Here is a 25,506-nt window from a genome sequence, read left to right as displayed (position 1 = left end):
AATCATTAAATTATTGAAATTGATTCTATATGATCCTATTTCAAGATATTTACCCAAAATTGATATGAATAAGGATGTTGATGTAAATAAATGGATGTGCCCCGATGCCTGAAAGTTTTCTTGATACTCCCCTGAAGGAGAAAATGACCAAGGAGGAGCTTCTGTCCCTTCTCAAAAAGGAAGCCCATAACCTTCACATGAAGGATATCATGCTTGCAACTGCATTCTTCCAGGAGGATGCCCAGTTCATGCCCAGAGGCTACAGGGAGGATTACATCAAAACCTTCTCAAAGGCATTTTTCACACGAATCAAGGACATAAAGGAGGATGATGATCACTACCATGGTTTCGTGGACATGGTTAAGCTTCGAGGATTCTTCAAGCTCCTTGATGAACAGAAGGAAAATGCTAAAAGTGACAGGGAGCTCTGCTTTCTGAGGATCGCCCGTATCGTTGCAACTTACACAACCTTCATACGTGAGGAGTCCATACATCCCGTTGGAACCAAATTTCCAGGGGGTTTCATCCTCAAGTTCCAGGGTGGAGAGTATCTGTGTCCTGTGAAAGACAGGCAGAAGAGAAATCCCAGTGCGCTTTGCAGGTTCTGCGTGTCGGTGCAGGATGCGAATGCGATTTAATCATGAATTTTAAAGTTTTTATCGATTTTAATTTCTTATTTTAAAATAAATCGCATATTTAATAGAACTTTTTTAAAATAAGGAGTTATAATGATTTTTTTTAAGTTTTGAAATTAAAATCTCGAATATTCTTGTTAAAATTAAAAAGTAACACTTCATTGAAATTTAAAATGAAACTTTCATTAAAATTCTACAGTAGAACCATGTTTTGGGGTACAGAATCTGAGCCTTCAAAAAACTCAAAACAAATCATTCCTTAGTGATCTTATCTGCAATTCCATTTAAAGAAATGAAGTTATCTGCAACCTGTATGAATTCCTCTGTTATTCCCTGGATAAGGAAGTAGGCTATTTCAACCTTTTTACCCCTTCTTTGAACCTCTTGAATGGCCCTGAAGTAGTCGTAGTCACCTGAAACGATTATGGCTGTGTCGTACTGGTCGTCCATTGCAAAGGATATGAGATCAGTGGCCAGTGCAATATCCACACCCTTCTCAACCTGTTCAGTTGTATGGTTCTCCATTCCACAGTAGTCGCACTTCACAGTCACCCTGTGAGTTTTGAGGGGAACCGCTGTTACGTTGAAGCCGTTGTAACTTAGCATGTCCAGAAACCTTTTCTGGGCTGGGAACTGGCTTGAATTTTCCCTTGGAATTGCAGCGTAGTAATGGGAACTTACAAGCTTCCTGCCTCCAACCAGTTCATCCCGAAGTTTCAGCATATCAATTTTATAGCCCTTCTTGTAGTTGCTGCAGCCATGGAACAGGTTTGCACCATCTATGAATATCATTACGCGTTCTTGCATCTTGGAACCTGTATAATGTTTATTTTTTTATTTTATTTTTTTAATTATATTGCTTGTGTGAATCTGATATTAATAATTGAGGTATTTAAACATGGTTATCCATGGAGTCATTTAACGCAGCTTCAGTATTTTGGGACAGTTTTACAGAAATAAAAACTTAAAAAACTGATTATAAATAATTAAAACTTCATTTTAAAACTATTCTTGAATATGGGATTTTTAAGAATTTTATTTTGGAAAATATTAAATATACGATTGCTCTGAAAATGAAAAATAGAGGTGAAGTATGCTGACAGAAATCTTTGGAAACCACCCCCAGGTCAAGGTTATAGAATTCCTTCTATCAAATCCCCACTCAGAATACAGCGAAGAAGACCTTCTCGAATGTGCAGAAATTGGCGGAAACTCCCTTCAGGAATTTTTCAACAAGCTAAAGGATTGTGGTTTAATAAAGCCCACAAGAATGGTTGAAGATGCACAGTTCTACAGTGCAGATATGGAATCCCCAACCATGCGGGCCCTGAAGGCATTCCAGGCTAAATTGAAGCAGATAGACGTTGAAAAAGAAGTTGATACTATGGAAGGTGGAGCTGGAAGTGAGGAAAACCCTGAAATTTCCAGTGCAAATGATCAGCCGCTCTCCAAAAGTAAGAAAAACAGAGTTATAGCAGAACACCTCACGGCAAATGAACTGACCCGGAAAGAGATCTTATCAGTTGTTGAGTCCTACTACTCAGATGATGATGATCTGTACAACATCTTTAAGAACACACTGACCTTCGCATTCGCATCAGATGAACCCTTCAAAACTGCAAGCACCTACCTGAACAACGTTTCCAAATTTTATCCCCACTTCAAGAAGAGCATATTCTACGGCTCCAACGCCAGCATGTTCAAGAACATGATCATGGAGAAGAAGGGATCCCACATAAAGGTTAAAAACCGCGAAGAGTACCGCAGAGCACAGGAAGAATTCAGCAGGGAGCTTGATCTTAAACCACCAAAGTCTGTGAACGTTTTAAACGCCATAATGGATGATAAAAACGGTATTCAGAAGATAATGTACGATCCAGACTACTACCTGCGGATCAAAAACATATTTCCCTCATACGTGTCAGAGCTTCAAAGGCTGAAGATCATAGTCCTGCGTAGCTTTGAAGAGGAAATTGAAGGCCTTGAGGCCAAGAAACAGCCGGAAGTTATGGGAGAAGTTATTGAAAGTGCAAACAGGATTATAAAGGAGCTTGAAGCAAAGAAGGAGATTTTGGAAAGGGGTTGAGGATGATCCTTTAAATCCCAACATCCATTCTAAACCCTTAAATTATTTCTAAACTCCCATCTTCCAATCCAGTTATTCTACTTTAACTCAATGATCTTTATGGTTTTACAGTTTTGAGGTAGTCGCGAACTCTACCAACTTCAAGATCCCAATCAGAAAGCTCATTTTTCTCGACAACCTCAATGAATTTCTCGTATGCTTTGATTGAATCCTCTTTTTTCTCAAGATCCTTCAGAACGTTTCCCATACCCAACCATGCCTCAGGGTCATCTGGATCTATTTCTTTTACTGCTTTGTAGCATTCCAGAGCATCTTCTGGCCTTTCAAGGCCCATGTAGATTTCAGCCTTCAGGGTGAGTGCACTTGTGAATTCCGGCTCAACCTCCAAGATGTCAGTTATGCAGTTAATTGCTTCATCTAATTTGCCCATATCTGCCATGGCACAGGTTTTGTAGTAGATTATAGACGTGTTATGTTCATTTATATCTAAAGCTTTGTTATAAAATCCTATTGCTTTATCAAGCTTGTTTAAAGATGCTGATGCCAATCCAAGGTACAGTAATATGTCTTCATCTTCAGGTTCCATTTTTAAAGCAAGATTCAAATATTTTAGGGCATCCTTATAGTTTTCAAGCTCAAATAAGGTTATTCCCTTATTTTTCAGGGCTAAGAATGAGTTGGGATCCATACTGAGTGCATCATCGAAGTAATTCAAAGCCAGAGTCTTTTTACCCAAAGAAGCCATTATCAAAGCTTTTAAGATGATTGCGTTGATGTTTTCTGGTTCAGATTCTAAAAATTTGTCTATGGATCGTTCTGCCTCGTCAAGATCATCCAGGTATAACAATGCCAGAGCCTTGTTGTAGTGAACATCAGTGTAACCTGGATCCAGTTCCAAAACTTTATCAAAACACTGCAATGCTCTTTCATCATCTCCAAGTTCTATCAAGCCCGTTCCCTTAAGGAAAATTGCTGTAACATTATCTGGTTCCAATTCCAATGCCTTTTCAAGGAATTCTATTGCTTCAGCAGGTTCATTTTCCCCAAATTTCTCATTTGCCAGTTCAATATAGTTTGATACTTCTGAAGTCATCTTTTTTCACCCTTTTATTCCTGTAAATTGTTTTTAAAACTAATCAGAACTCCTGGGCCTTGGAACTGCCTTAGAAATATGGAATCCCTGTTTTTTGACTGGAAGTTCTCATAGTTAATAAGGTAGGATATCTTTATTTATAATTATCAATCAGATTATTCAGGATTAAATACTTAACTCTATGTCTGCAAAATAAATTTAAAAAACAATCCACAAGCAAGACCACATTTTATGAATTTCCATTCTTCGAATCGGGTTAAAGGTTAAATAAAACTTTGGAATATTTCCTAAATTATTAAAAGAATTTCTAAAAAATTCCAACCTGAGAGCAAAACTAAAAAAATTCCTTTTTTATAAATATTTATTCACTACCTGACATTTTTAAAGGAAAAAACGAATAAAGGGCACATTAATTTACTTTATCAATACGATGCGACCTTAGTTTCATACTTCCCAGCATCATTATCTATTTAACAGTTATTAATTGCTTTTCCTTCCTCCCATGTAGAAAATAGTAAAGAACAATGGTTGCAAGTATCACCATGACCATGGTTGAATATGAACCGCGGTATCCTAGGAATGGAATGAAAAATCCGAATAGATAGGGTCCTACTCCAAATCCCATGTCATAAAACATATAATAAGTGGCTGTTGCCAGTCCTAATTTATGTGGGGGAGCTACTTGTATGGCAATTGCCTGGGAAATGGATTGAAGGTTACCAAAACCTAACCCAAACAATGCTCCGGCTAATAATAAAGCAAGTCCAAAGTTTGCTTGACTAAATAAGAACATGGCAATTGCGAAAATGAAAAAGCAAGGATACATCACGATATTTGCACCTTTAGCATCCATTAAACGACCTGAGAATGGTCTTGAGACCACGACTGTAACTGCGAATACAATGAAGTAGAAACTTGCAGCATTTACTAAATTGATCTGCTCAGCATAGATTGAAATAAAAGTTAATACACCTGAATAAGCAAAACTAATGATTAAGGCAATGATTGAAATGGGTATCGCTTTAAATTCGAGGTAATTTGAAATTTTAAAGATTTTTGCACCTTTAATTTTGTCTGGTTTAGATATTTTATGAGCTGGTTCCTTAACTGCAAAGGACATGAAAAAACAGAAGATAACCAATATTAAATTAAAAATAAAAATCACGTTAAAATCTGCATACTCCGTTAAAAGAATTCCTATAAAAGGGCCTAGTGCTGTTGCCAATATTATACTTATACTAAAGTAACTAAGGCCTTCTCCGAGTCTATTGGCAGGAAGAATCTGGGCAACAATTGTTGCTATGGTTGTGGTTGCCACCCCAAAAGCCATTCCCTGTAAAATTCTGATGAATATTAACGATGGCAAACTGGTTGCCACAAAGTACAGTGCAGATGGGATGGCAAAGAATATTATACTTACAATTAAAATTTTCCTATTTTCCACATCATCAATAATGCGTCCAATTCCTAATCGACCAAACAAAGCTCCAATAACAAAAATGCTTGAAACAAGTCCAGCTACACCTGTTGAAGTATGAAATCTGGTTATGGCATAAGAAGCTATCGTAACCAACAATAGATAAAATATCAAAGCAATTAAAAAGTTAACCACAGATAATGTGATAAACTCTTTTGTCCATAATTTTTCCTTATTCATGTTATTATCCTTCTAAAAAAATTCAAAATATGTTTAGCTGCTATATTTAGCTGTAATTTTTAATTTTTTCAATGCTGTTTTCAGTAAAAAATTGATAATTATCATTTTTAGGATGAACCAAGGACCTTTGAAAATGAGTAAAAAAGGGAGATTGTGGCTTTTCTAAATCTCTAAATCCTTCAATCCAGTTAGAATTTTCTCTTCCAACTCAATTATCTTCCCTTTGATAACTTCTGGAGCTTCGTACTCAACTTCCTCGTACTCTATTTCCTTGTAGTTGGAGATTGAAAGTCCGTAGTCATTTTCCTTTATTTCTTCAAAGGGTACGAAGAAGCACTTGGCCTTTCTGTCTGTGAAGTCCTCATCTTCCCTGTTTTTGAACTTCTTAAGGATGTCTGGTATGTCTCCCTTACCATCTATGAAGTTTCGCTTGTCGTCTAATGAGTAGCCGTCTGCCTCCATGTCGTAGAACCAGACCTTCTTGGTTGGTTCTCCCTTGGTGAAGACCAGTATTCCAGTTGAAACTCCTGCGTAGGGTTTGAAAACACCTGATGGCATGGATATCACAGCGTCCAGTCTGCAGTCCTCTAACAATCTTTTTCTTATGGATTTATGTGCCCTGCTGTTACCGAAGAGGACTCCCTGGGGTACGATAACTGCACATCTTCCACCGCTGACAAGGATGTTGTACATAAGCTCCAGGAAGAGTATCTCTGTCTTGGTGGTTTTGATTGTGAAGTTCTGGTTTATCTCAGCCTTGTCTATGCTTCCCTTGAATGGTGGGTTGGCAAGGACAACATCGTAGCGTTTGTCCTCGTTGTAACGGTTTGATAAAGTGTTTAGCTGCTGAATGTTTGGGTCCCTGATACCGTGCATCATGAGGTTCATTAGGGATATCCTGGTCATGGTACGGTCAAAGTCATAGCCGTAGAAGCTTGATTCCCTGAGAAGCTTCCAGTCCTCCTTGTCCAGCCTGTCTCCCTTGAAGTTGTACTCGTTGCCCTCATCGTCCAGTTTTATGAATTCCTCTGATGTGTTGTTTCTGAGTATGTAGCTGTAGGCGTTTATCAGGAATCCTGCGGTTCCACAGGCTGGGTCACAGATGGCATCACCGATTTTGGGGTTTACAAGTTCCACCATCATCTTGATGATGTGCCTGGGTGTTCTGAACTGGCCGTTTTTACCTGCGGTTGTGAGTTCTGAGAGCAGGTACTCGTAGAGGTCTCCACGTGTGTCACGGTTCTGTTCCTTTATGTGCATCTTCTCAATTATTTTGGTGGCTTCTGTAAGCAGGCTTCCTGTTGGAATTGCAAAGACTGCATCGTTCATGTAGCGTGAGTAGAGGGAGTCCTCATCCCCCAGGTTTCTGAGAAATGGGAAGACCTTGTCCCTCACGTGGCTAAGCATCTCCTCTGAGGAGTACTCTGACCATTCCGACCATCTGCACTCTGGACATTCCTGGAAGATGGATGTGAAATCTTCACCTGCAAGTCTGGCATTGTCCCGCTTGGCATTGTCCTGGTCTTCAAGCTGTTTCATGAACAATAAATAGGACATCTGCTCTATTGCCTGGAGGGGATTGCTGATACCCCCACTCCAGAACTTATCCCATAACTGATTTATCTTGGACTTTAAATCTGAATCTAACATGTGAGTTCTCCTTTGAAAGCTTTCTGCATTAGGGCGTTGAAGAGGTTGTCTATTTCCTGTTTGGATTGTTTTTGATGTTTTTTTAGTTGTTCTACTTTTTTGACGATTTCTGCGAATTGGTTTTGGAGTGCGATTGGTGGAAGCAAGATATTCAAGGAGTTAACATCTTTTTGGTTTATGCTGGCTTGATTAACAGCTTTTTTTGCTTTATTAATGATTTGGTTGTGCACATAATTAGTACACAAGAATTTGGTCAAATAAACTGGATTAATAAGAGATAAATTGAGTTCTATTTGCATCATATTTGATTCATACACAGTTTCTTCTAAAAGATCTTCAACCAATGCGCATTTACCCAAATATTCAATGCTGTTAACTCTATTAATAACAATATTTTGATTTTTTAGTTTAAATCTGTTTATTTCTTCATTTGTGCAAATAATACGCTTTAAATTTTGAATATTTTCTATTTTACCATCATAAAATGAATCTATTCTTAAAATTGGAAGTCCATCTTCTCCTTCAGTATAATAAGAAGAATTTTTATATAAGCCATTTTGAGGGGTTCCTACCATCAAATCTTTGAATTTTTTCAAAGGCCATTTTTTGGGATTATTAGCAGGATCCCCAAACATCTCCAGGAAAACACTTTTCAAATATTCATCAGTCAGTACATCAGCTTCAGCCCGGTATTCCTTGAGCTTTTCAGCTTTTTCAAGGACTTCAACTATTTTTTGCTGGGTTTTAAGGGGTGGGAGTGGGATTTCATGATTTTTTAAAATTTTTAAGTTGATATTATCTTGAGTAGCACGACTTTTCTTGGCCACTATGTTCTTTTTTTCCGATATCAAACAATAATACAAATATTTTGTATCAACAATCTCATTATTTGGAATTATCCCCGCAATTGCTTGATTTGTAGCAGATTCAAAATTTAAAATCCCAATTGCACCTAAGGTAGCAAAAATCGAATATAAAATTGTTCCTTCTGGAAATAACTTTGCTGAGGAATTATTCAGACCTTCTTCTGTTACTTTTTCCTCAGAAGAGATTATATAAGTGCTTTTTAAATCGGAAATTTTTAACCAAGGAATGTTTCCATTTTTCCAATACTCATCAACTGTCCTCTTTGGTGTGCCTCCTGCTTTAATACTTTGAGCAACCTCAACTAATTTAACTTTTTTCCATTTATTCCATGAATGAGCTTCCATAACATATCCTCTTATAAAATGTTAGATTAAAACTTAAAAGGCCATATATCACTTAAATTTCATCATCAAAGATAATAGGGCCATCATATTTTTCCAAAATTTTTTCAAAAAGTACTAAAAAGTCTTTATGATCCTTTTTAAGATCATCAAAATCACTTGAACTTTTTATATCATTCAATTTATTTTTTATATCATCAATCATATCATCTATCAAATTATTACGTTTTATTCTGTCTAAATTCTCTTCAACGCTTAGCTCATTTGAAATGATATCTGAAAATAAGATAATAAAATTATCAACGTCCAAAATTGAAAGGATAGAACCTGCAGATTTACAGTTGATTTGATAGAAGTATAGAATATTTAGAGGATTTTTAAGGTTTCTGAGAGAAAATCTGAAAATATCATAAATTTTGGAACACATAAATTTTAATAATGTATCTTTTTGATCAGAAGTTAATTTTGGATCTAAAGATTTTCGATCCTTAATTAAGCTATCTGAAAATCCACATGCTGTGTAAATAGTATCACTGGCTATTTTTGTTTTAAATATCTTCAAAAAGGATTCATAACCAATTTTATTATATAATGCTATCAATATTCGGAGTATCTTAATTTTTTCACTTGCTCCAAATGTAAAAGGATCCTCCAAAATTAGATCACCATATCTTAACAAACTTCCAATTACAATATCAATTGTTTCATCATTCATTTTGTTTTTTTCTACAAACCAATGCAGCTCAGATAGTATTATTCCACTTTTTTCGTTATTTTCTAAATATTTCACAAAATCTTGCTCATTAGGCATCCCCAAGAACTCAGACATTTCTGCATCTGAAAAATCCCACTCTGGAACAGAAAATTTGAAATACCTATGGAAATAACTTTCATGGCAAACTCTTTTTTCTTGAGCCCATTCAGGAGCATCAGAACGTGCATCGTAGTTATTATAAATTAAACGAAGTTTTGGGAATATATTTTTTAGATATTCAAGTATATTCTTCTTTAAATCCGGAGATAAATTATCATTTAGATCATAAACTATCTCATTAATATTCCTTATTATTTCATCTCTATCTCTGAAATCAGATTTCCAACTAGTGAATAACTTTTTATTATTCTTTATTTGTTTGTAAAGATCCGGTTGAAACATTTGCAACGCTGTGATTGCCACAAAATCTGCAAAGTAAACATCATCTTTAACAGGAATATAAGTGAAGTATAAAGTGTTAACAAACCTTTTTAAGTCTCTTAAATTATTGAAAAAATGAATTAAACCAGAATCATATAAGTTACTCAATATACTTTCTTCTTCTCCAGTTAAATCTTTAATTTCAGTAATTTTCTCAAAAAATTGATCTTTAAGTTCGCTTTTATCTATATTTGGAACTTCAAACATCACAGGTATGATCTTTTTAAGATATTCCTCTCCAGAAATGCCCTCTTCTTCCAATGCTTTTTCAACAACTTTCCTATCAAAAGATACTAAATAAATAGTGTTAGGAAAATTACCAATTAACCTAATAAGTTTAAATATTTCTTTAATCTCTTTTTTATCAAGTCTATCAATATCATCAATAGTAATCAATATTTTTACTGACTTCTTTTTAAGAGAATCAAATAAATCATTTTTTAAAGACTGAATATCCTCAGTTTTATCAAAATGACCTATTTTATCCAAATAGCCTACTGTAGCTTGCGTTTGTTTAGGGAAAACAACTATTCCAAGTACTGTGAGTAAATGAGAAGAGTATGATTTCAACTTTTTTGTAATATCTTTAAATCCTTCAATTTTATTAAGTTGGTTATTTAATTCTAAGAAAAAATAAGATAATAATTGATCTTTCTCAGAAAAATACCATGGATTAAATTTAAAGAGTATGATCCCCTCTTTAACATCATTCGGGAATACAGTTCTAAAAATCTTATTAAAAAATCTTTTTAGTCTTCCTTCATCTTCAGTTTTAATTACATTTGGATCTATCTGTTTTAAGATCATGTTGATAAGAGTTGTTTTTCCAGAACCCCATTCTCCAGTTATTCCCACGACAAGACTTTTTTTAGATTTATATGCAAGAATAGAATTAGCAACTGAAATTGCAAATTTATGACGGCCTAATTCATCTTCTGGAAAATATTCTGAAAATAGTTCGATTGGATCATCATCATAAATCATTTTTTCCCACCTTAAATCATTATTATAATCTTTTTAAGTAATTGCAAAGGATAAAAATTAAAAAAATTATTTAAGCTTCATCCCAAGCTCTGAAACAACATCCACCAGCTCGATATGGTCAATATTTGGATTTGTCTTGAGTGCAGATTGGAACTTCTTATCGTAACCTCTGCTTATCACAATTCCCTTAACAGCTTCACCATTGGCTTTGTGATCCATGACCCAGCCCATGTATCTGGATACTTGTCCAAATACACTTGTATGGGCTTTTGTTATTTTAAGCTCAATTACAACGTAGTCATTGTTAGTTTTATCCCTGCAGAGTAAGTCCATATACCCTTCATCACCAACACAACGCTCCTGACTGCTTTCAACTTTTAGATCAAATCCAAATTTCTTCAGAACATGGATGTTCTCTTTCAGGTTATCTTCAAATTCTTTTTCTGTTTTTATATTGGCAATGACCTTCTTCCTGTCGAATGTATTCCAGAATTCTGCAAAATCAGGATTTTTCTTCATTAAAAGATCAATGAGATATTTCCAGTACATATCCTTGGTTTTGTAAACTTTCCTGTGGAATTTAGCACCTAATGCATTCCAACCTTTGAGATTTGGTTCAGCTTTCATTTCACTGAGTTTCAGTGATTTTTTAAACTTGAAAAGTGGAATGTAATCGCACCCATAGTTCCATCCATCCTCAACATCGAGATCATCCAGTGGGTAGGCATCACTTCTGGCCATCATGAGGTATTTAATGTCCATGTACTCCCTGCCGTTCTTTTTACCTGCTCTGTAAAGCAGGATTAAATCTCCTGCAAGGGTGTCCTTGTGGCATGTCCAAAAGCTTCCAGGGTCGTAAATTGAATCATTTGGTTCAAGGGATTTTTTCTCACTTCCATCCCATTCAAGGAAATATTCTGGTCTTGTGGACCACTGCCAGTATTGAGGTTTTTCTTTAGGTGAAAAAGTTATGGTTTTACCACTTTTAACCCAATTAAGATACTCACTAACTCTTTTAGATTGAAGATCAAGATCTGAACGTTTATTTTTCTTAACAACTTGGATAAATTTCTCGTAAGCTCTAATTGAATCCTCTTTTTTCCCTATATCCTTCAGAACATTTCCCATGCCGATCCATGCATCAAGATTTTCAGGATCTATTTCTGTTACGTTTTTGTAGCATTTCAGGGCATGATCTAACTTTTCGAGACGCCTGTATAATTCTGCTTTCAATGTGAGTGCATTTGTGAATTCTGGTTCGAAATTTAGAATTTCATCTAAACATTTAATTGCATCTTCTTCTTTGCCTATATCAGCTAAAGCACAGGATTTATAATATAAAACCCAAGAATTATGTTTATTTACATTTAAAGCTTTGTCATAGAAGTTAATTGCTTCATCAAATTTGTTTAAACAAGCCAAAGATAATCCTAAATAGAATAATAAATCTTCATCTTCAGGTTCTAATTTTAGAGCAAGTTTCAAAGATTCTATGGCCTCTTTATATTTTTCAAGCTCGGATAGTGTTATTCCTTTATTTTTTAGGGCTAAAAATGAATTTGAATCAATGTTTAAGGCATCATCAAAATAACTTAATGCAACAGTTTTTTTGTCAGATGCTGCAAGTATTAAACCTTTTAAGATGATTGCATTGATATTTTCAGGTTCAAATTCTAAAAATTTATTTATATATCTTTCTGCTTCCTCAAAATCATCCAAATAGAGTAATACAAGACTTTTGTTGTAATAAACATCAGTATAATTTGGATCCAACTCTAAAACTCTATCAAAACATTTTAATGCTTTTTCATCTTCTTGAAGATCTACCAAACCAGTTCCCTTCAAGAAAATCGCTTTGGTATTATTTTGTTCCAATTCAATTGCTTTGTCAAGGTATTCTATCGCTTCAAGAGGTTCATTTTCTTTGAATTTTTCATTTGCCTTTTCAATGTAACTTGCTACTTCTGAACTCATGTCTTTTCACCGTTTAATCTTGTATTAACTCATGAAATTGATTTAAATAAAACAAAAATTATTTATAATAATTATAATGTGGTTTCAACACATCCTAATCCTGTTACAGCAATCCACAATCCTCTCAAGCTCCCCAATCTCAAATAATTCCAGAGGATTCTCATCAGATAGTGGTGGTTCAGCCATATCCCTCAGCTCAACATGCTTCCGCTCTGCAAAGATCTTCTTCAGGAGCATTAAGAATTCCAGTTGTCTGGAGTTGTAGTGGCTCTTTTCAACTATGAACTGGGTGAATCTTTTCTCTATAAGTTCCTTCGGGTCTTCGGTACGGCTCAGACCAATTATCTCTCTCAGGAAGATTAAAAAGTCCTTGTTCTGGTGTTTCTGGACGTTGTCAATTGTGAGTCCCTCTTTGAGGTTGTTCAGTTCCCTTTCAAGTTCCAGGAGTTCTGGTGAGGTGATTCCCTGTCCCTCACGTATCTTCCAGATTGTGTTGTTCCCATTTAAGAATTCCCTGATCTTGGGATCCTCTTCAACCTCCTTCACGAACTGCTCCCTGCTCATAACGTAATCCGGTGCATCACTCTGAATGATCTCCTTCCTTTCTGGTTCGAAGTACTTCATGAGTGGTGCCAGTTCCCTGACAAGGAATTCAACATCCTCAAAGCTCAGATCCTCCCAGAAATCGTTCTGCATGGCCCTGAATATTTTATCCTCATTGTCCTTTATCGCGTTGAGGTTGTTCTTGGTGAGGATGTTCCTGAGCATTCCGCTCACGTATCGCCTGATCCTGGCTATGTCCTCATGCTTCCTCTCCAGTATGAATCCGAAGAGGTTCTCTGTTTTGAGTATGAAGGATGATACAACTGAGTTTGCACCGGGTTCAAGTATCATCAAGGGTGCAATCTCCCCCTTAAGTTCTTCAACGTAGTCTTCAAGGTTACTGGAGCGTATCTCCTGTATCACAGGCAGCTTCTCCCTGACTATGAATGAAGCCTCATCCAGTGCATCAATGTTCTCCATGACCTTACAGGATATGAGTTCCTTCTGGCTTTCTGTGAGAGATTTGGAAAGTAGTTCTGCCCTGTTTTCAAATATCTGGACCATAACACTTTTTTTGGGGTCCTTTTCAGTCACACCGTTGGATTGGGTGTGGATCCTGATGTTGGAGTAGCCACCCACCGTGAAGTCGAATATGAGAAAGTCCTTCTTGTCCCTGTTTGGAAGCCATTCAGGGTGTTTGCATGACTTGAAGTTCCGTGTTCCCCTTCCGAGCATCTGCCAGAACCTTACATTGGAGAAAACCGGTTTTATGAAGACCAGGTTGCAGACCTCTGGTATGTCCACGCCTGTGTCGAGCATTCCAACGGATAGTGCTATCCTCGGTTCTGAACCTGTTTTGAACCGTTTGACCTCATCCTCTGCCCTGTACATGTCTGAGGTTATGACCTGCACATCCCCTGAAAGTTTTGGGAACAGCTCTCCGAAGACCTTCTTAACCTGACGTGCATGGCGCTGACTTGCACAGAAGAATATGGATTTGGCTGGTTTTCCCTCATCAGATTTGTAGCAGCCATCCATGAACTCCCTTATCACCAGTTCGTTGGTCTTGTCATCCATGAATATTCTGTCGAAGTCTGAACCTGTGACCTCGAAGGTTTCAGGGTCCTCCTCTTGCCTTCTGAGCTGATCTTTAAGGCGTTTGTCCAGTTCCAGTCCGTAGATACCCAGTGATAGTACCTTGGTGTCTATGATCTCGGCGTGGTAGGGTACGAGCACACCGTCGCGTATGGCCTCGTCGTAGCTATATTCAACTGTGGGTTTGCCTTCACCACAGCCGAAGAGTTCGTAGGTGCTCTGGCTCTCCCTCTCACGTGGTGTGGCTGTGAGTCCAATCATTATGGCATCGAAGTACTGCTGTATGAGGTTGTTCTTGTCGTATATTGAACGGTGGGCCTCGTCGAAGACTATTAAATCGAAGAATCCCGGGCTGAACCTTTCATACATTTTAGCCATCTTTCCACCCATGAGTGTCTGTACTGTGGATACGTAGAGTCTTGCTGTGCTTTTATAACCGTCCCTCAGATCTGCAACTGGTTCTGTGAAGAACTGTTCAAATCCTGCTGTTTTTGTCTGGTCAACCAGTGCTATTCTGTCTGCAACGAAGAGCACGTTCCTGACAACGTTTGCATTTATGAGAAGGTCAATGACTGCCATTGCAACCCTTGTCTTTCCTGTTCCTGTTGCCATCTGCACCAGGGCTGTTCTGTGGCCGTGTGAGAAATGTTCTGCCAGTTCCTTGACTATCTTGATGCTGCGGGGTCTGTCCACGATTCTGGGGTTTACCTTAACAGCTGCAGGGTCTCTCCATTTTTTGTGGAGTTCTCTTCTGCGTTTGAGGTCTTCCTGGGAGAATGGTCCACTGACCTTTCTTTCAATCCCATCTTCATCTATGAAACGCCAGATGGCACTGTTGGTTAAAAAGATAGGAACGTTCAGTCCGATCTGACCCTCAATGTCCTTGGAGTAGGTTCTTGCCTGTATCCTTCCATTTTCAGGGTTTTTTGTGAACCTCTTGGCCTCGATGACTGCCAGGGGTGTGTTGTCCTCGTCCAGAAGTAGATAATCAATGAACCTGTCAACGTTGTGTTCAGGGTTGCCCTTAAAAAGAATGAAATCCTTGTTTTTGAAGTCTGACTTGACTGAGTTGACTTCTTCCTTGATGTACCTATCCATCCAGCCCACTTTCTTCAGCACGGGATCGATGAGTTCCTTCCTTGTTTGATATTCTGTTTTTGGCTGGAAGTTCTCAGGATAAGTACTCATAATTAATAAAATAGGATTCTTTTATTTATAAATTATCATTTTTGTTTTTCAAAGTCATAATCAAGGTTACAGGCCTTCAGAAACCCAATTAATATTAATAATATAAAAATAAGTAATAATTATTCCTTTTGCCCAACATTGTCTCGTTGAGTTCATAATCTATTCCGGAATGGAACATTCTTCATTACTATTGGTGTTTAGATGAACGGATACAACCCTTCTAATGGAATAATTTATATAGTCGAAATTTATTAAAGAGCAATATGAAATTAATAAGTTTAAATCTACGTTTCGGTGGTCAAAGGAGAACTGATTCTATTCTGGATTATTTAATCAATCAGAATGCAGATCTTTTAGTGTTGGGCGAATATAAGGACAATGAAAACGGACAGAAGATAAAGGAAACTCTCAAAAAGGAAGGTTACTCTTATGAAACTAGTGCTGATGATCTCCTGGGAGTTCTAGTGGCATCAAAACATCCTTTTTCTCTAATTAAAAGGGAAAGCAGATTGCTGGGAATCGAGCTTTCAGATTACAATCTAAGGGTTTTAGGTGTTTATGTGCCCACTGCAAGTAAAGATAAAAAATTCAAGGATGCCGTTTGGCAGAAAATTCTCCAATTTGCCCAGGAAAATAAAGATATTCCTTGTATAATCACCGGTGATTTTAACAGTTGCACCAAAGAAGATTCAATGAACAGCACCCAATACAATGCAGCTGAATTAAAAAAATTACGGGATATTGGCTGGATTGATTCATGGACCCACTACAAAAATGATGCCTCTGAATGTTATACTTGGTATAGTAATATTGGAAATGGATTCAGATTTGATTACGCTTTCTTATCCCCCACGTTAGCAAAAGAACTTGAAGTGGTGGATGTTAGACATGATTCTAAAAAAAGAGAAGAAAAAATGAGTGATCATGCGCCTTTAATAATGGAATATTCATTCTGAAAGTTTATTTTATCCAATATTTCTTTTAAAGATAGTTATATCGAATTTAATTAAAAATTACTAAAAATATAGGAGTTTTAGAAATATTTTAATATTTTAATCCAAATATATGTATAACGCACAATATAACACCAATTAAACCTACCGAGGATATAATATGAATATTAAAAAGCGTTCAGTTGTGGTTGATGGCATCAATATTATATTCTATGAATCATTTGCCCAACAATCAGACAATCCCCTGATTTTACTGCATGGCGGAGGGCTTGACTCCGCATTACTTTCCTATGGGAGCATTATGGCAACTTTAGGTGAAAAATATCATATTATTGCCCCAGATATGCCTGGATATGGTAAGAGTGATAAGCCGGATGTCCCTTACACCATAGAATGGTATCATGAATTTTTGGATAATTTATTAATAGTTTTAGGATATGAAAAAATTGATCTGGCAGGTTTATCACTGGGTGGTGGTATTGCACTGAGTTATTCCCTCAATCATCCAGAAAAAGTTAGAAAACTGGTTTTAATTGCCCCTTACGGGCTGACTGATAAAATTCCCTATGCTAAAATTACAAAATGGTTACTGGAACATCCCAGTATCTACGACAGTATAAATAATCTGACTCTTTCTAATAAAATGCTTTTAAAGACCAGTTTGAAAAGAATCATGGTAAATCCCGAGGCAATGACAGAAGCCCTTGTGGAACAAGTTATGTTGGCCGGAAGTGACTCCAAGAGCAGTCAAGCCTGGAGAACATTTCAACTAAGCGAAGTTAAAAAATCAAAGCTTAGAACATGTTTTATTGATGAATTAAATAATCTAATAATGCCCGTACTCCTTTTAACTGGGAAAAAAGATTCTTTGGTACCCAGCAGAGATGTAGAAAGAGCCCATACTCTAATTCCACATTCTAAACTGGTTGAGTTGGAGGATTGTGGTCACTGGCTTCCTCGTGACAGAAGCCCTGAATTTATTCAAGCTTTAGATGATTTTCTTAAATGAATTTTATAATATTCAGGGAATTAAAGATTAAAAGTATGGTTTTTCAGAGCATGATCAAATATTATTCTAAATAATTTTTTGTTATTCCACTGCGTTCTCCTTTAAGTTCACAGCAAAATCTTCGGCATTTTTTAAATCCCGAGCATTAGGTCTACCCTTATTCATTCCCCCAAAGAGCCTGAGAAAGCTATTGGTGTTAAAACCTTTACATTGGAATTCATCAACAATTGTGTAGCCTTTTGATTCAAGTTTTTCTCTAAGCATAGAGTGATCCTTGTGGACTTTGGATTTCCCAGTCATTCCTGCAGTTGAAAAAATGAATACATTCTTATTATTCACTCCGGGTAGCTCATCGGCAAGTTTAAGTAGAGATTTATCATGTTTTGCACTATAAATTCCTGAGCCAAAACCTATTAAATCGTATTCTTGAAGTTCGTCCGGTTTAATTTCCTGTGGAGTTTTTATTTCTGCATCAAGAACTTTAGCAAAGACTTTAGCTATCTTATCAGTATTATAATGATGATACGAATACAAAACCAAAAGAGTTTTCATTAACTCACATCCCAGATCTTTACATTCTCAAACAAATAATTCTTACCATTAAGAGTTACAGCAGAATTATACATCATCCATTTAAAAATAAAAAAAGTGGTTAATATCTCTAAATGATAGTTAGAGATTGGAGTATTGTGCTGTATGCATCTTCTGTTTCGTTTAAAGCTCCTGTAGGGGTTATGTACTCAATGGTGTAGTAGAAGTCCTGTGTTTTGATTATGGTTATCTTCTGGGACAGGTTTGGGCCGAAGTTTGCAAGTTGAGATGCCTTGAATCCAGCCACATCCACAGTTGAAACACTGGAGTTGGTTGTGTTGCCTGCGAGTGCAGATGCACTTGGTAACTGGAGAACTCCCTCTGTTCTCTTCTGCATCTGAAGTACTATGTAAGCTGTTTGGGTTGTGTTGCCTGCTGCAACATCTTTGGTCAGTGTCACCTCAGAGTACAGGGCTGTGCTGTTGAATTCTCCAACTGTATGGTCCTGACTCCATGAGCTTGGGTACTGGAAGGATACGTTTCCTGTTTTGAAGGTGTTATCCCCTGAGAACACAAAAACAAGAATAATTCCCAGAATGACCAGAACAATTAAAATTGGTACGAGTAAACCTTCTTTTTCCATTTCATCACCTTTAATATAATTTTACTTTTATAGTGGAGGATATATATTTTTTTCTAAAAAGTTACTATGCGATTTGGTTTTCTTAGTATGCATTGGAATGGAATGGTTTTTTTACAAATTTTCCAGTATAATGATAATCCCTCACAGACATCATACACTCATTTAAGCATTTCACCAGGCTTCATGGCAGCGTAGGTTTTGCCCCTGTAATTGATGAAACATGGAATTGCACCGCGAGGACAGAATGAAGCACAGCGCATGCAGTACTGACAGTTGTCCCCTGTAACTGGATGTTCATCCATTTTTATGTTTCCAACTGGACAGAGATCTGCACAGGTTCCACATCCGTTACAAAGGGACTGGTTTACCCTGAACTTAAGGTACCTCTGGTGTGGCCCCCAGGCTGCAAGCTTCAGACCACCCATTGAAACTGTTTTCATGGCATCAGAAAGGATTGGAACGCGTCCCCACTGACTTTTACCTTCGATCAATGCATACGCATATTTTTCAGCCCTTTGCAGCCCCTTTTTAACCTTTTCATCACAAACAGCCCTGTCCTGGATGTAGAATATGTTCAGGGGCATTACTATTTCACAGGCTCCAATGGGTTTGTATCCCTTCTTCTCAAGGATATTCCTCAGGGGTCCAACGATTCCCCCGGAGTATCCTCCAAGGGTGTCCAACATGAACACTTCAGTCCCCGGGGATTCTGGAAGTGCATTTATGAAGTCCCATACGAAACTGTAGGTTGAAAGTATTGCAACTGGAAATCCTATCCCCAATGTGTGGTCCAAATCCACATCTTCAGGTCGGGAATCTTCTATTTTCTTCAGGGCGGCATCAACTCCATTTTTCCCGAAAATTTCAACCATCCTCTCAACAACGAGTCTGGTGTTTCCTGTGCCTGAGAAGTAGTAGAGATCAACGTTTTTCATGCTCATTTTTATTCACCATCTATAACCAATTCATTGAAATGTTTTTATTGATTATTTTTATCGTTCAAAAGCTTAAGAGCCTCATCAGACCATTCTATCTGGGATTTATAGGACGTTATTCCAAATGACGTGATCAAAAGGAAGTACAGATTGTCCTCACTTTCATCAAGGTTTTTATGAAGATCTTCCAGTGTTTTTTCAAGTCTTTCCCTATCATGAACCCGTTTTTCACGGAATCTCTGGATTTTTTCGATGTTTTCGTCAGGGGAGAGTCTGGCTCCGAAGAAGATTTTGAGGAGTATCTCGTACTCTCCGGCTTCATCCCTCTGAAGCCATTTTATAAATTCCTGCCTTCCTTTTTCTGTTATGGTGTACTGGTTGCGTTTTGGACCTTTATCTGGTTTGAATTCCCTTTTCACTGCGAGATCCTCTGCCTCGATCTTCTGGAGCGTTGGGTATATCTGACCGTAGCTGATGCTCCAGAAGTTGGAGATTGATGCTTCAACCCATTTTTTAATTCCATAACCAGATAATGGCTGTATTGATAATAATCCAAGAATTATGTACTTTGCAATGTTCTCCCTCGCCATCCCGAACCTCCTATCTATCCAAAAGATATATATCAAAAAGATATATTTAAGTTTTATGAAAGATCTTCATAAGGGCAGGTAGATATAAATATTCAAAAACAAGGATTTGATACTCTTAAATAATCCTTTAGAAGAATTTAAAGGATTATAACTAAATTTGTAATATTTTTAATAGTGGAGTTTTTTAATAATGGAGTGAAAAAAATAGGACTTTAGATCAGTGAAAATTACCTAAAAAATTCAAAAATATATTAAAAAAGAATAAAGAGTTCATAAAGGGCAGATTAAAATTTTCAAGCAGCATCCAGTGCTCTGGACTTTATCCTCCACCATCACAGAGTTCCGAACTCATATCAACGTCATCGAGTTTGATCTTCTTGGCCTTTTCAAGCTTTTTATTGGTCATTTCCCGGTCGGTTTGGGTTTCTTCAGGTTCTGAAGTTTTTCCATGGTTCAAATTCTCGTACTTAACCTTGTCAATGATTTCGAGGTACTGGCCCTGGTACCAGAGTTCTGTTGCATCTACCTTTGCCCAGTTTCCACTTTCATCAGATTTAAGATCAATAACAGTTCCTGCACTGCCTGTTCCAGAGTATCTCACATAAAATCCCTTTGAAATGGTTTTTCCAAGTGCGTCCTTAACTTCCATTCTGAATCCCCCATTGGATTATAGGATCATTCTGATTTTTTGAGGTTGATTCTTTTCTTTGAAGGTTCTTCCTCTTCTGGTTCCTGAATTCTATCCAGTATGGTCTGTTTATCAATACTTAAAAGAACGTAGTCCCCTACTTCAGCTATGTCCTTGGATGTTACCACGAGATCGTTCTTTCTAATGGCAATTTCACCAGTTGATATGATCACTGATTCCATAAGGCCCTTTTTCGGTTCTATATCCATTTCAGAAACTTTTCCAAGTTCCAATGCGTTTTTGTCCAGAACTTTTTTGCCCAAAAATTCACTAACCTTCATTAAAACACCGAAAAATGATCTGTTTTTTTATGAGTATATAGTTTTTTGTAGGTACCCCCTTGAGATAATCAAAAGATTTCATGTTCAATTCCACATGAAACTGTAGATAAAGGAGTTTTTAAACCTGGAAAACCCTTAAAATATCTGGTTTGTCCAAAGAAATACCTTATTATATTTCTTCCGACAGAGTTAATAAAGGTGAAAAATGTGAAGTACTCCCTTAAACTCTTCACAGTATTTGGAATACCCATTGAACTCCATGTTTCCTTTCTAATTCTCATGCTGTTCATCTATGCAGTGGCAGCTTTAAACCTTTTTCCAGGGATAAATCTTCTTCTGGCTGTTTTAATAACCCTTGTCTTTGTAACTGTGGTTATACATGAATTGAGTCACTCCTACGTTGCTCAAAGGTACGGGGTTAAGATTGAGAGGATAGTTCTGCTTCCAATTGGTGGAGTATCTGCAATGGAGGAGATACCCAAGGATCCAGGACAGGAGTTCAGGATAGCAGTTGCAGGTCCAGCAACCAACTTCGTGATAGCAGGGGTGTGTTACATCCTGGTTTTTCTTGGGGCTTCCCACCTATCAGGTACTCTCCAGGATGCCATCTACTACTTCGCACTTGTGAACCTGATACTTGGAGGTTTCAACATGCTTCCGGCCTTCCCAATGGACGGTGGAAGGGTTTTAAGGGCTTACCTTGCAGGGAGAATGAGCTACGTCAGGGCAACCAGGCTCGCAGCCAACATTGGAAAACAGCTTGCAATCATCATGGCAATAGTTGGAGTGTTCTACAACATATTTCTGATACTCATAGCTGTTTTCATCTACATAGGTGCTGAGCAGGAGTACAGAACCATCATGGTGTCCACACTCCTTGAGGGAATAACTGTGGGGAACGTAATGACCCGTGACGTTCAAACCGTTACCCCTGAAACCCCCATTAGTGAGGTTTTAAACCTCATGTTCCAGAAAAAGCATATGGGGTATCCTGTTGTGGAGAATGGAAATCTGGTGGGTATTCTAACCTTCCATGATGTATCAGGGGTGGTTCCAGACAGGAGAAGTGAAGCTGTGAGGCTTTTCATGACGAGGGACATCATTTCAACCTATCCTGAAGAGCCTGTGGCCGATGCCCTTGAAAGGCTTAACAAAAAACAGATCGGAAGACTACCTGTCCTGAGTGAAGGTGTTCTTGTTGGAATAATTTCAAAAACAGATATCTTAAGGGCAGTTGAGGTTATGAACCTTAAAATTGGAGAATGAATAAATGTACCATGAAACTGATATTGAATAACTAAAGAAATTAAAAAATGAACATTCAATCATATAACCATCAATCACATATCAACATCAAATTTCATAAGAATAATACTATTGAATCTATTAAAAATACATTGAATCTAATATTTTAATTGATAAAAATTGATAATTGAATTAAGATTGCTGTTTAAGGAGAAAATTTGTTATGGAAGATGCCTGCAGGTTCATAATCAACGAAATATTATCTGGACGAATAGAAACCAAGGAAGAACTTGAAAAGGCCAAACACAGAGCCTGTCGTGATTTCAAGCTTCCCAAGTTCATGAGTAACTCCATGATACTTGGAAGTGCAACCCTCGAGGAGAGGAAGAAGATAGCACCCCTTGTGAAGAAGAAGCCAACCCGAACCATCTCAGGTGTGGCTGTGGTTGCTGTCATGTGCCAGCCCCACAAGTGCCCCCATGGAAGATGTCTCTACTGCCCTGAAAGTGAAAAGGCACCCCCAAGCTACACTGGAGAGGAACCTGCAGCTTTAAGGGCACGTATGTTTGACTTCCACCCCTACAGACAGACCTACAACAGGCTGCTTCAGCTTGAGAGTATTGGCCATCCCCTTGACAAGGTGGAACTCATAGTCATGGGCGGAACCTTCCCATCAAGGTCGCTCTGCTACCAGGAATGGTTCATAACAGGTTGTCTCAGGGCCATGAATGATTTTGGTGTAAAGGATCCTGAAGAAAAGTTAAAACTTCAGTCTGAGAAGTACATGGCAGTTCCAGGAGACTTCAGGTACCTCCGGGATGTTCAGGACACCAACGAAAGATCCAGTATCAGATGCGTAGGAATGACCTTCGAAACACGCCCTGATTACTGTAAGATACCTGATGTTGACCGCATGCTGAATATGGGTGTTACAAGGGTGGAACTGGGTGTTCAAACAGTTTACAACTTCATATACAAACGAATAGACCGTGGACATAACGTTCAGGACGTTGTTGATTCAGCAAGGATACTCAGGGATTCTGGGATCAAAGTGGCGATGCACATCATGCCTGGCCTCTTTTCAGATCCAGAGCGGGATATGAGGATATTCCACCGCGTCTTTGAGGATGAACGCTTCAAACCAGACATGCTCAAGATATACCCATGTCTTGTAACTGAAGGCTCCAAGCTGTACGAACTATGGGAGAAGGGAGAGTACAAGCCCTACACAACTGATGAAGCCGTTGATCTCATCGTTGACGTTAAGAAGATGCTCCCCAAATGGGTGAGGACCATGCGTATTCAGAGGGACATTCCATCACCCCTAATAGAGGCAGGTGTTAAAAAATCCAACCTTGGTGAGCTTGTATATAACAAAATGAAAGAACATGGTGCCAACTGTAAATGTATCAGGTGCAGGGAAGTTGGCCACAGGGCAGGAGAGGGAATATTCCCAGATTCTGACAGCGTCAAACTTCTTCGTGAGGATTACACTGCAGGTGAGGGGCATGAGGTATTCCTCTCCTTTGAGGATGTGGCATCTGACATACTCATAGGATTTTTAAGGCTCAGAATACCCTCAGATAAAGCCCACAGGGTGGAAGTTGATGATAAAACTGCACTGGTACGTGAACTTCATGTTTACGGATCCATGGTACCGCTGGGCCAGAGAGAAAATGAAAGATGGCAGCACAGAGGTTACGGTGAGGAGCTTCTGGCAGAGGCAGAGCGTATTGCACGTGAAGAGTACGGTAAAACCAAGCTCCTGGTTATAAGTGGTATAGGGGCACGTAATTACTACAGGAAATTTGGATACGAAAGGGAAGGTCCTTACATGGCCAAAAAGCTGGAGGAATGATTTCAAAGAGGGTCCTGTTCTGATCATGAATCGTTCCACACGAATCGAAATATTATAATATTAAAAAATATTAATAGTATTTCATATGCATCAAGATCTTAAGGAACTGAAAAAAAGGAGTTGATCTGGATGATATTCCCTGAAGAACTTGCAAGGATGATAGATCACACAAATGTGAAGCCTGATGCAACCTTGAAGGACATAGAAAAGCTTTGCATGGAAGCAATTGATTATGGATTTTCCAGTGCATGTGTAACACCATCAAATACTGCACTTGCAAGTCGTTTTCTTAAACAAAGTGATGTTGGAGTTTGTGTTGTTGTTGGTTTCCCATTTGGGACTCCAAAATCTGAAACAAAAACCTTTGAAACCATAATGGCCATTGAAGAGGGTGCAAGAGATATAGATATGGTCATGAACATAGGTGCAATGAAATCTGGACTAACGGATCTCGTTGCCAATGATATTGCATCTGTTGTGGATGCTGCAGAGGACACACCTGTTAAGGTCATCATTGAAACTGCACTGCTCACAGACTCCGAGAAAGTGGCTGCCTGTGAAATTTCAAAGGAATCCGGGGCAAAATTCGTTAAAACCTCCACTGGAGTGGGTTATCCCGGTGCCAATGCCTATGATGTTGAGCTCATGCGAAGAACCGTTGGGAAAGAAATGGGAGTGAAGGCATCTGGAGGAATAAGAGACCTTGAAACTGCTGTAGAAATGATAGATGCTGGCGCATCAAAAATAGGAACCTCAACAGGTGTTGGGATAATGGAGGAGATCCTCAAGGAAGGATGATCCAAGGGCATTTAACCATCATAACTTTTAGGAACATTTAAGGCCTTAAAAACAGAATAAAGTATTAAGTATATGTTAAATTAATACAGTAAAACATCTGAATCAATTAAAACTGAAAGGGTTAGTTAACGGAAGATTTATTTTAAGGTTTTAATTGAATAAGTTCAATGAAATCGGAGTTTAATCAGTGAATATTTATAAATGAATTATTTTTAAGGAGATTTACATGGAAATAGAGATAGAAGTTGTTGGAAAAGGAAAAGCCATAGCTGTTCTGGATGATAGAAACCCTGAAACTGCAAAGATGATATACGAAAACCTCCCAGTTGAGGGAAAAGCTGTTACATGGCTTCAGGAGGTTTACTTCGACATGGATCTGCAGCTGGAATATGAAAATCCCTCTCCACGTGTTCGTGAAGGTGACCTGTCCTACTGGCCTCCAGGACCAGCATTCTGCATCTTCTACGGAGGTTCACAGCCGGTTTCTGAGGTTAATAACTTCGGAAGGATCAAAGAAAACCTGGATCTCTTCTTCAAGGTTGATGATGGAGACGTGATCATCATAAAGCCTGTAGGCTGATCTCATTCATAAACAAGTAATTATTGAATTAAAAAAAAGGAATTGGAAAGGGAATTTCTAAGAAAAATGGATTTCCAATTCTAAATC

At 37.9% G+C, this 25,506-nt stretch carries 22 protein-coding genes; 8 read left to right on the top strand and 14 right to left on the bottom strand.

The genetic code is table 11. The annotated features are described in order from the left end of the window. Positions 1–104 precede the first annotated feature (104 nt). Positions 105–638, top strand: a complete 534-nt coding sequence (locus MCBB_RS03660; RefSeq protein WP_071906500.1) for a DUF2115 domain-containing protein — start codon at positions 105–107, stop codon at positions 636–638. 249 nt (positions 639–887) lie between these two features. On the opposite strand, the gene MCBB_RS03655 is transcribed toward MCBB_RS03660, so the two are convergent. Continuing rightward, positions 888–1,442 (bottom strand): LabA-like NYN domain-containing protein, encoded by a 555-nt coding sequence (locus tag MCBB_RS03655; protein WP_071906499.1) that lies wholly within the window; start codon positions 1,440–1,442, stop codon positions 888–890. Between the two features lie 286 nt (positions 1,443–1,728). On the opposite strand from MCBB_RS03655, the gene MCBB_RS03650 reads away from it, so the two are divergent. Further along, positions 1,729–2,721, top strand: coding sequence for a hypothetical protein (locus MCBB_RS03650; protein ID WP_071906498.1), 993 nt, complete (start codon positions 1,729–1,731; stop codon positions 2,719–2,721). Positions 2,722–2,818: 97 nt separating this feature from the next. Here MCBB_RS03650 and MCBB_RS03645 read toward each other — a convergent pair whose 3' ends face one another. The 7 genes from MCBB_RS03645 to MCBB_RS03615 form a co-directional block, all read right to left on the bottom strand. After that, entirely contained in the window at positions 2,819–3,814 is a 996-nt protein-coding gene (locus MCBB_RS03645; protein ID WP_071906497.1) for a tetratricopeptide repeat protein, read from the bottom strand. 466 nt (positions 3,815–4,280) lie between these two features. Then, positions 4,281–5,471, bottom strand: a complete 1,191-nt coding sequence (locus MCBB_RS03640) for an MFS transporter (RefSeq protein ID WP_071906496.1) — start codon at positions 5,469–5,471, stop codon at positions 4,281–4,283. A gap of 162 nt (positions 5,472–5,633) precedes the next feature. Then, entirely contained in the window at positions 5,634–7,121 is a 1,488-nt protein-coding gene (locus tag MCBB_RS03635) for a class I SAM-dependent DNA methyltransferase (protein ID WP_071906495.1), read from the bottom strand. After that, a complete protein-coding gene (locus MCBB_RS03630) occupies positions 7,115–8,332 on the bottom strand; it encodes a restriction endonuclease subunit S (protein ID WP_071906494.1) in 1,218 nt (405 codons plus the stop codon). The genes MCBB_RS03635 and MCBB_RS03630 overlap by 7 nt, the downstream gene beginning before the upstream one ends. Positions 8,333–8,384: 52 nt before the next feature. Next, positions 8,385–10,508, bottom strand: a complete 2,124-nt coding sequence (locus MCBB_RS03625) for a KAP family P-loop NTPase fold protein (protein ID WP_071906493.1) — start codon at positions 10,506–10,508, stop codon at positions 8,385–8,387. A 66-nt stretch (positions 10,509–10,574) separates the two neighbouring features. After that, positions 10,575–12,482, bottom strand: coding sequence for an endonuclease NucS domain-containing protein (locus MCBB_RS03620; RefSeq protein ID WP_071906492.1), 1,908 nt, complete (start codon positions 12,480–12,482; stop codon positions 10,575–10,577). An 84-nt stretch (positions 12,483–12,566) separates the two neighbouring features. Continuing rightward, positions 12,567–15,308 (bottom strand): DEAD/DEAH box helicase family protein, encoded by a 2,742-nt coding sequence (locus tag MCBB_RS03615; protein ID WP_071906491.1) that lies wholly within the window; start codon positions 15,306–15,308, stop codon positions 12,567–12,569. A gap of 263 nt (positions 15,309–15,571) precedes the next feature. Between MCBB_RS03615 and MCBB_RS03610 the strand changes: the two genes are divergently transcribed. Both MCBB_RS03610 and MCBB_RS03605 read left to right on the top strand, forming a co-directional pair. After that, positions 15,572–16,264, top strand: coding sequence for an endonuclease/exonuclease/phosphatase family protein (locus tag MCBB_RS03610; RefSeq protein WP_071906490.1), 693 nt, complete (start codon positions 15,572–15,574; stop codon positions 16,262–16,264). Positions 16,265–16,421: 157 nt separating this feature from the next. Continuing rightward, positions 16,422–17,270 (top strand): alpha/beta fold hydrolase, encoded by an 849-nt coding sequence (locus MCBB_RS03605; protein WP_071906489.1) that lies wholly within the window; start codon positions 16,422–16,424, stop codon positions 17,268–17,270. An 81-nt stretch (positions 17,271–17,351) separates the two neighbouring features. On the opposite strand, the gene MCBB_RS03600 is transcribed toward MCBB_RS03605, so the two are convergent. The 6 genes from MCBB_RS03600 to MCBB_RS03575 all read right to left on the bottom strand — a co-directional run bounded on the left by MCBB_RS03600 (position 17,352) and on the right by MCBB_RS03575 (position 20,938). Further along, positions 17,352–17,822, bottom strand: a complete 471-nt coding sequence (locus MCBB_RS03600; RefSeq protein WP_071906488.1) for a flavodoxin family protein — start codon at positions 17,820–17,822, stop codon at positions 17,352–17,354. Positions 17,823–17,931: 109 nt separating this feature from the next. Then, positions 17,932–18,444 (bottom strand): hypothetical protein, encoded by a 513-nt coding sequence (locus tag MCBB_RS03595; protein ID WP_071906487.1) that lies wholly within the window; start codon positions 18,442–18,444, stop codon positions 17,932–17,934. A gap of 158 nt (positions 18,445–18,602) precedes the next feature. Further along, a complete protein-coding gene (locus MCBB_RS03590) occupies positions 18,603–19,385 on the bottom strand; it encodes an EFR1 family ferrodoxin (protein WP_071906486.1) in 783 nt (260 codons plus the stop codon). 38 nt (positions 19,386–19,423) lie between these two features. Continuing rightward, entirely contained in the window at positions 19,424–19,969 is a 546-nt protein-coding gene (locus tag MCBB_RS03585; protein ID WP_071906485.1) for a PadR family transcriptional regulator, read from the bottom strand. A 319-nt stretch (positions 19,970–20,288) separates the two neighbouring features. Further along, a complete protein-coding gene (locus MCBB_RS03580) occupies positions 20,289–20,618 on the bottom strand; it encodes a DUF2098 domain-containing protein (RefSeq protein ID WP_071906484.1) in 330 nt (109 codons plus the stop codon). Positions 20,619–20,644: 26 nt separating this feature from the next. After that, positions 20,645–20,938 (bottom strand): PRC-barrel domain-containing protein, encoded by a 294-nt coding sequence (locus MCBB_RS03575; RefSeq protein ID WP_071906483.1) that lies wholly within the window; start codon positions 20,936–20,938, stop codon positions 20,645–20,647. A 207-nt stretch (positions 20,939–21,145) separates the two neighbouring features. Between MCBB_RS03575 and MCBB_RS03570 the strand changes: the two genes are divergently transcribed. The 4 genes from MCBB_RS03570 to MCBB_RS03555 all read left to right on the top strand — a co-directional run bounded on the left by MCBB_RS03570 (position 21,146) and on the right by MCBB_RS03555 (position 25,419). After that, positions 21,146–22,204 (top strand): CBS domain-containing protein, encoded by a 1,059-nt coding sequence (locus MCBB_RS03570; RefSeq protein ID WP_071906482.1) that lies wholly within the window; start codon positions 21,146–21,148, stop codon positions 22,202–22,204. A 202-nt stretch (positions 22,205–22,406) separates the two neighbouring features. Continuing rightward, complete coding sequence (locus MCBB_RS03565) at positions 22,407–24,041, top strand: tRNA uridine(34) 5-carboxymethylaminomethyl modification radical SAM/GNAT enzyme Elp3 (RefSeq protein ID WP_071906481.1); 1,635 nt, start codon at positions 22,407–22,409, stop codon at positions 24,039–24,041. A gap of 129 nt (positions 24,042–24,170) precedes the next feature. Further along, positions 24,171–24,839: a deoxyribose-phosphate aldolase gene (gene deoC / locus MCBB_RS03560; RefSeq protein WP_071906480.1), complete on the top strand. Its 669-nt coding sequence runs from the start codon at positions 24,171–24,173 to the stop codon at positions 24,837–24,839. A 226-nt stretch (positions 24,840–25,065) separates the two neighbouring features. Continuing rightward, the gene (locus MCBB_RS03555; protein ID WP_071906479.1) at positions 25,066–25,419 is read left to right on the top strand and encodes a cyclophilin-like fold protein; all 354 of its coding nucleotides are present in this window, start codon (positions 25,066–25,068) and stop codon (positions 25,417–25,419) included. Positions 25,420–25,506: the final 87 nt, after the last annotated feature.

The organism is Methanobacterium congolense (genome assembly GCF_900095295.1).
GTDB lineage: Archaea > Methanobacteriota > Methanobacteria > Methanobacteriales > Methanobacteriaceae > Methanobacterium_C > Methanobacterium_C congolense.
This window is presented reverse-complemented; position numbering and strand designations above follow the sequence as displayed.

Excerpts from the sequence above, each read along its gene's own strand:
- MCBB_RS03660 (WP_071906500.1), top strand. The coding sequence starts at position 105 with ATGCCTGAAAGTTTTCTTGATACTCCCCTGAAGGAGAAAATGACCAAG.
- MCBB_RS03655 (WP_071906499.1), bottom strand. The coding sequence starts at position 1,442 with ATGCAAGAACGCGTAATGATATTCATAGATGGTGCAAACCTGTTCCAT.
- MCBB_RS03650 (WP_071906498.1), top strand. The coding sequence starts at position 1,729 with ATGCTGACAGAAATCTTTGGAAACCACCCCCAGGTCAAGGTTATAGAA.
- MCBB_RS03645 (WP_071906497.1), bottom strand. The coding sequence starts at position 3,814 with ATGACTTCAGAAGTATCAAACTATATTGAACTGGCAAATGAGAAATTT.
- MCBB_RS03640 (WP_071906496.1), bottom strand. The coding sequence starts at position 5,471 with ATGAATAAGGAAAAATTATGGACAAAAGAGTTTATCACATTATCTGTG.
- MCBB_RS03635 (WP_071906495.1), bottom strand. The coding sequence starts at position 7,121 with ATGTTAGATTCAGATTTAAAGTCCAAGATAAATCAGTTATGGGATAAG.
- MCBB_RS03630 (WP_071906494.1), bottom strand. The coding sequence starts at position 8,332 with ATGGAAGCTCATTCATGGAATAAATGGAAAAAAGTTAAATTAGTTGAG.
- MCBB_RS03625 (WP_071906493.1), bottom strand. The coding sequence starts at position 10,508 with ATGATTTATGATGATGATCCAATCGAACTATTTTCAGAATATTTTCCA.
- MCBB_RS03620 (WP_071906492.1), bottom strand. The coding sequence starts at position 12,482 with ATGAGTTCAGAAGTAGCAAGTTACATTGAAAAGGCAAATGAAAAATTC.
- MCBB_RS03615 (WP_071906491.1), bottom strand. The coding sequence starts at position 15,308 with ATGAGTACTTATCCTGAGAACTTCCAGCCAAAAACAGAATATCAAACA.
- MCBB_RS03610 (WP_071906490.1), top strand. The coding sequence starts at position 15,572 with ATGAAATTAATAAGTTTAAATCTACGTTTCGGTGGTCAAAGGAGAACT.
- MCBB_RS03605 (WP_071906489.1), top strand. The coding sequence starts at position 16,422 with ATGAATATTAAAAAGCGTTCAGTTGTGGTTGATGGCATCAATATTATA.
- MCBB_RS03600 (WP_071906488.1), bottom strand. The coding sequence starts at position 17,822 with ATGAAAACTCTTTTGGTTTTGTATTCGTATCATCATTATAATACTGAT.
- MCBB_RS03595 (WP_071906487.1), bottom strand. The coding sequence starts at position 18,444 with ATGGAAAAAGAAGGTTTACTCGTACCAATTTTAATTGTTCTGGTCATT.
- MCBB_RS03590 (WP_071906486.1), bottom strand. The coding sequence starts at position 19,385 with ATGAGCATGAAAAACGTTGATCTCTACTACTTCTCAGGCACAGGAAAC.
- MCBB_RS03585 (WP_071906485.1), bottom strand. The coding sequence starts at position 19,969 with ATGGCGAGGGAGAACATTGCAAAGTACATAATTCTTGGATTATTATCA.
- MCBB_RS03580 (WP_071906484.1), bottom strand. The coding sequence starts at position 20,618 with ATGGAAGTTAAGGACGCACTTGGAAAAACCATTTCAAAGGGATTTTAT.
- MCBB_RS03575 (WP_071906483.1), bottom strand. The coding sequence starts at position 20,938 with ATGAAGGTTAGTGAATTTTTGGGCAAAAAAGTTCTGGACAAAAACGCA.
- MCBB_RS03565 (WP_071906481.1), top strand. The coding sequence starts at position 22,407 with ATGGAAGATGCCTGCAGGTTCATAATCAACGAAATATTATCTGGACGA.
- deoC (WP_071906480.1), top strand. The coding sequence starts at position 24,171 with ATGATATTCCCTGAAGAACTTGCAAGGATGATAGATCACACAAATGTG.
- MCBB_RS03555 (WP_071906479.1), top strand. The coding sequence starts at position 25,066 with ATGGAAATAGAGATAGAAGTTGTTGGAAAAGGAAAAGCCATAGCTGTT.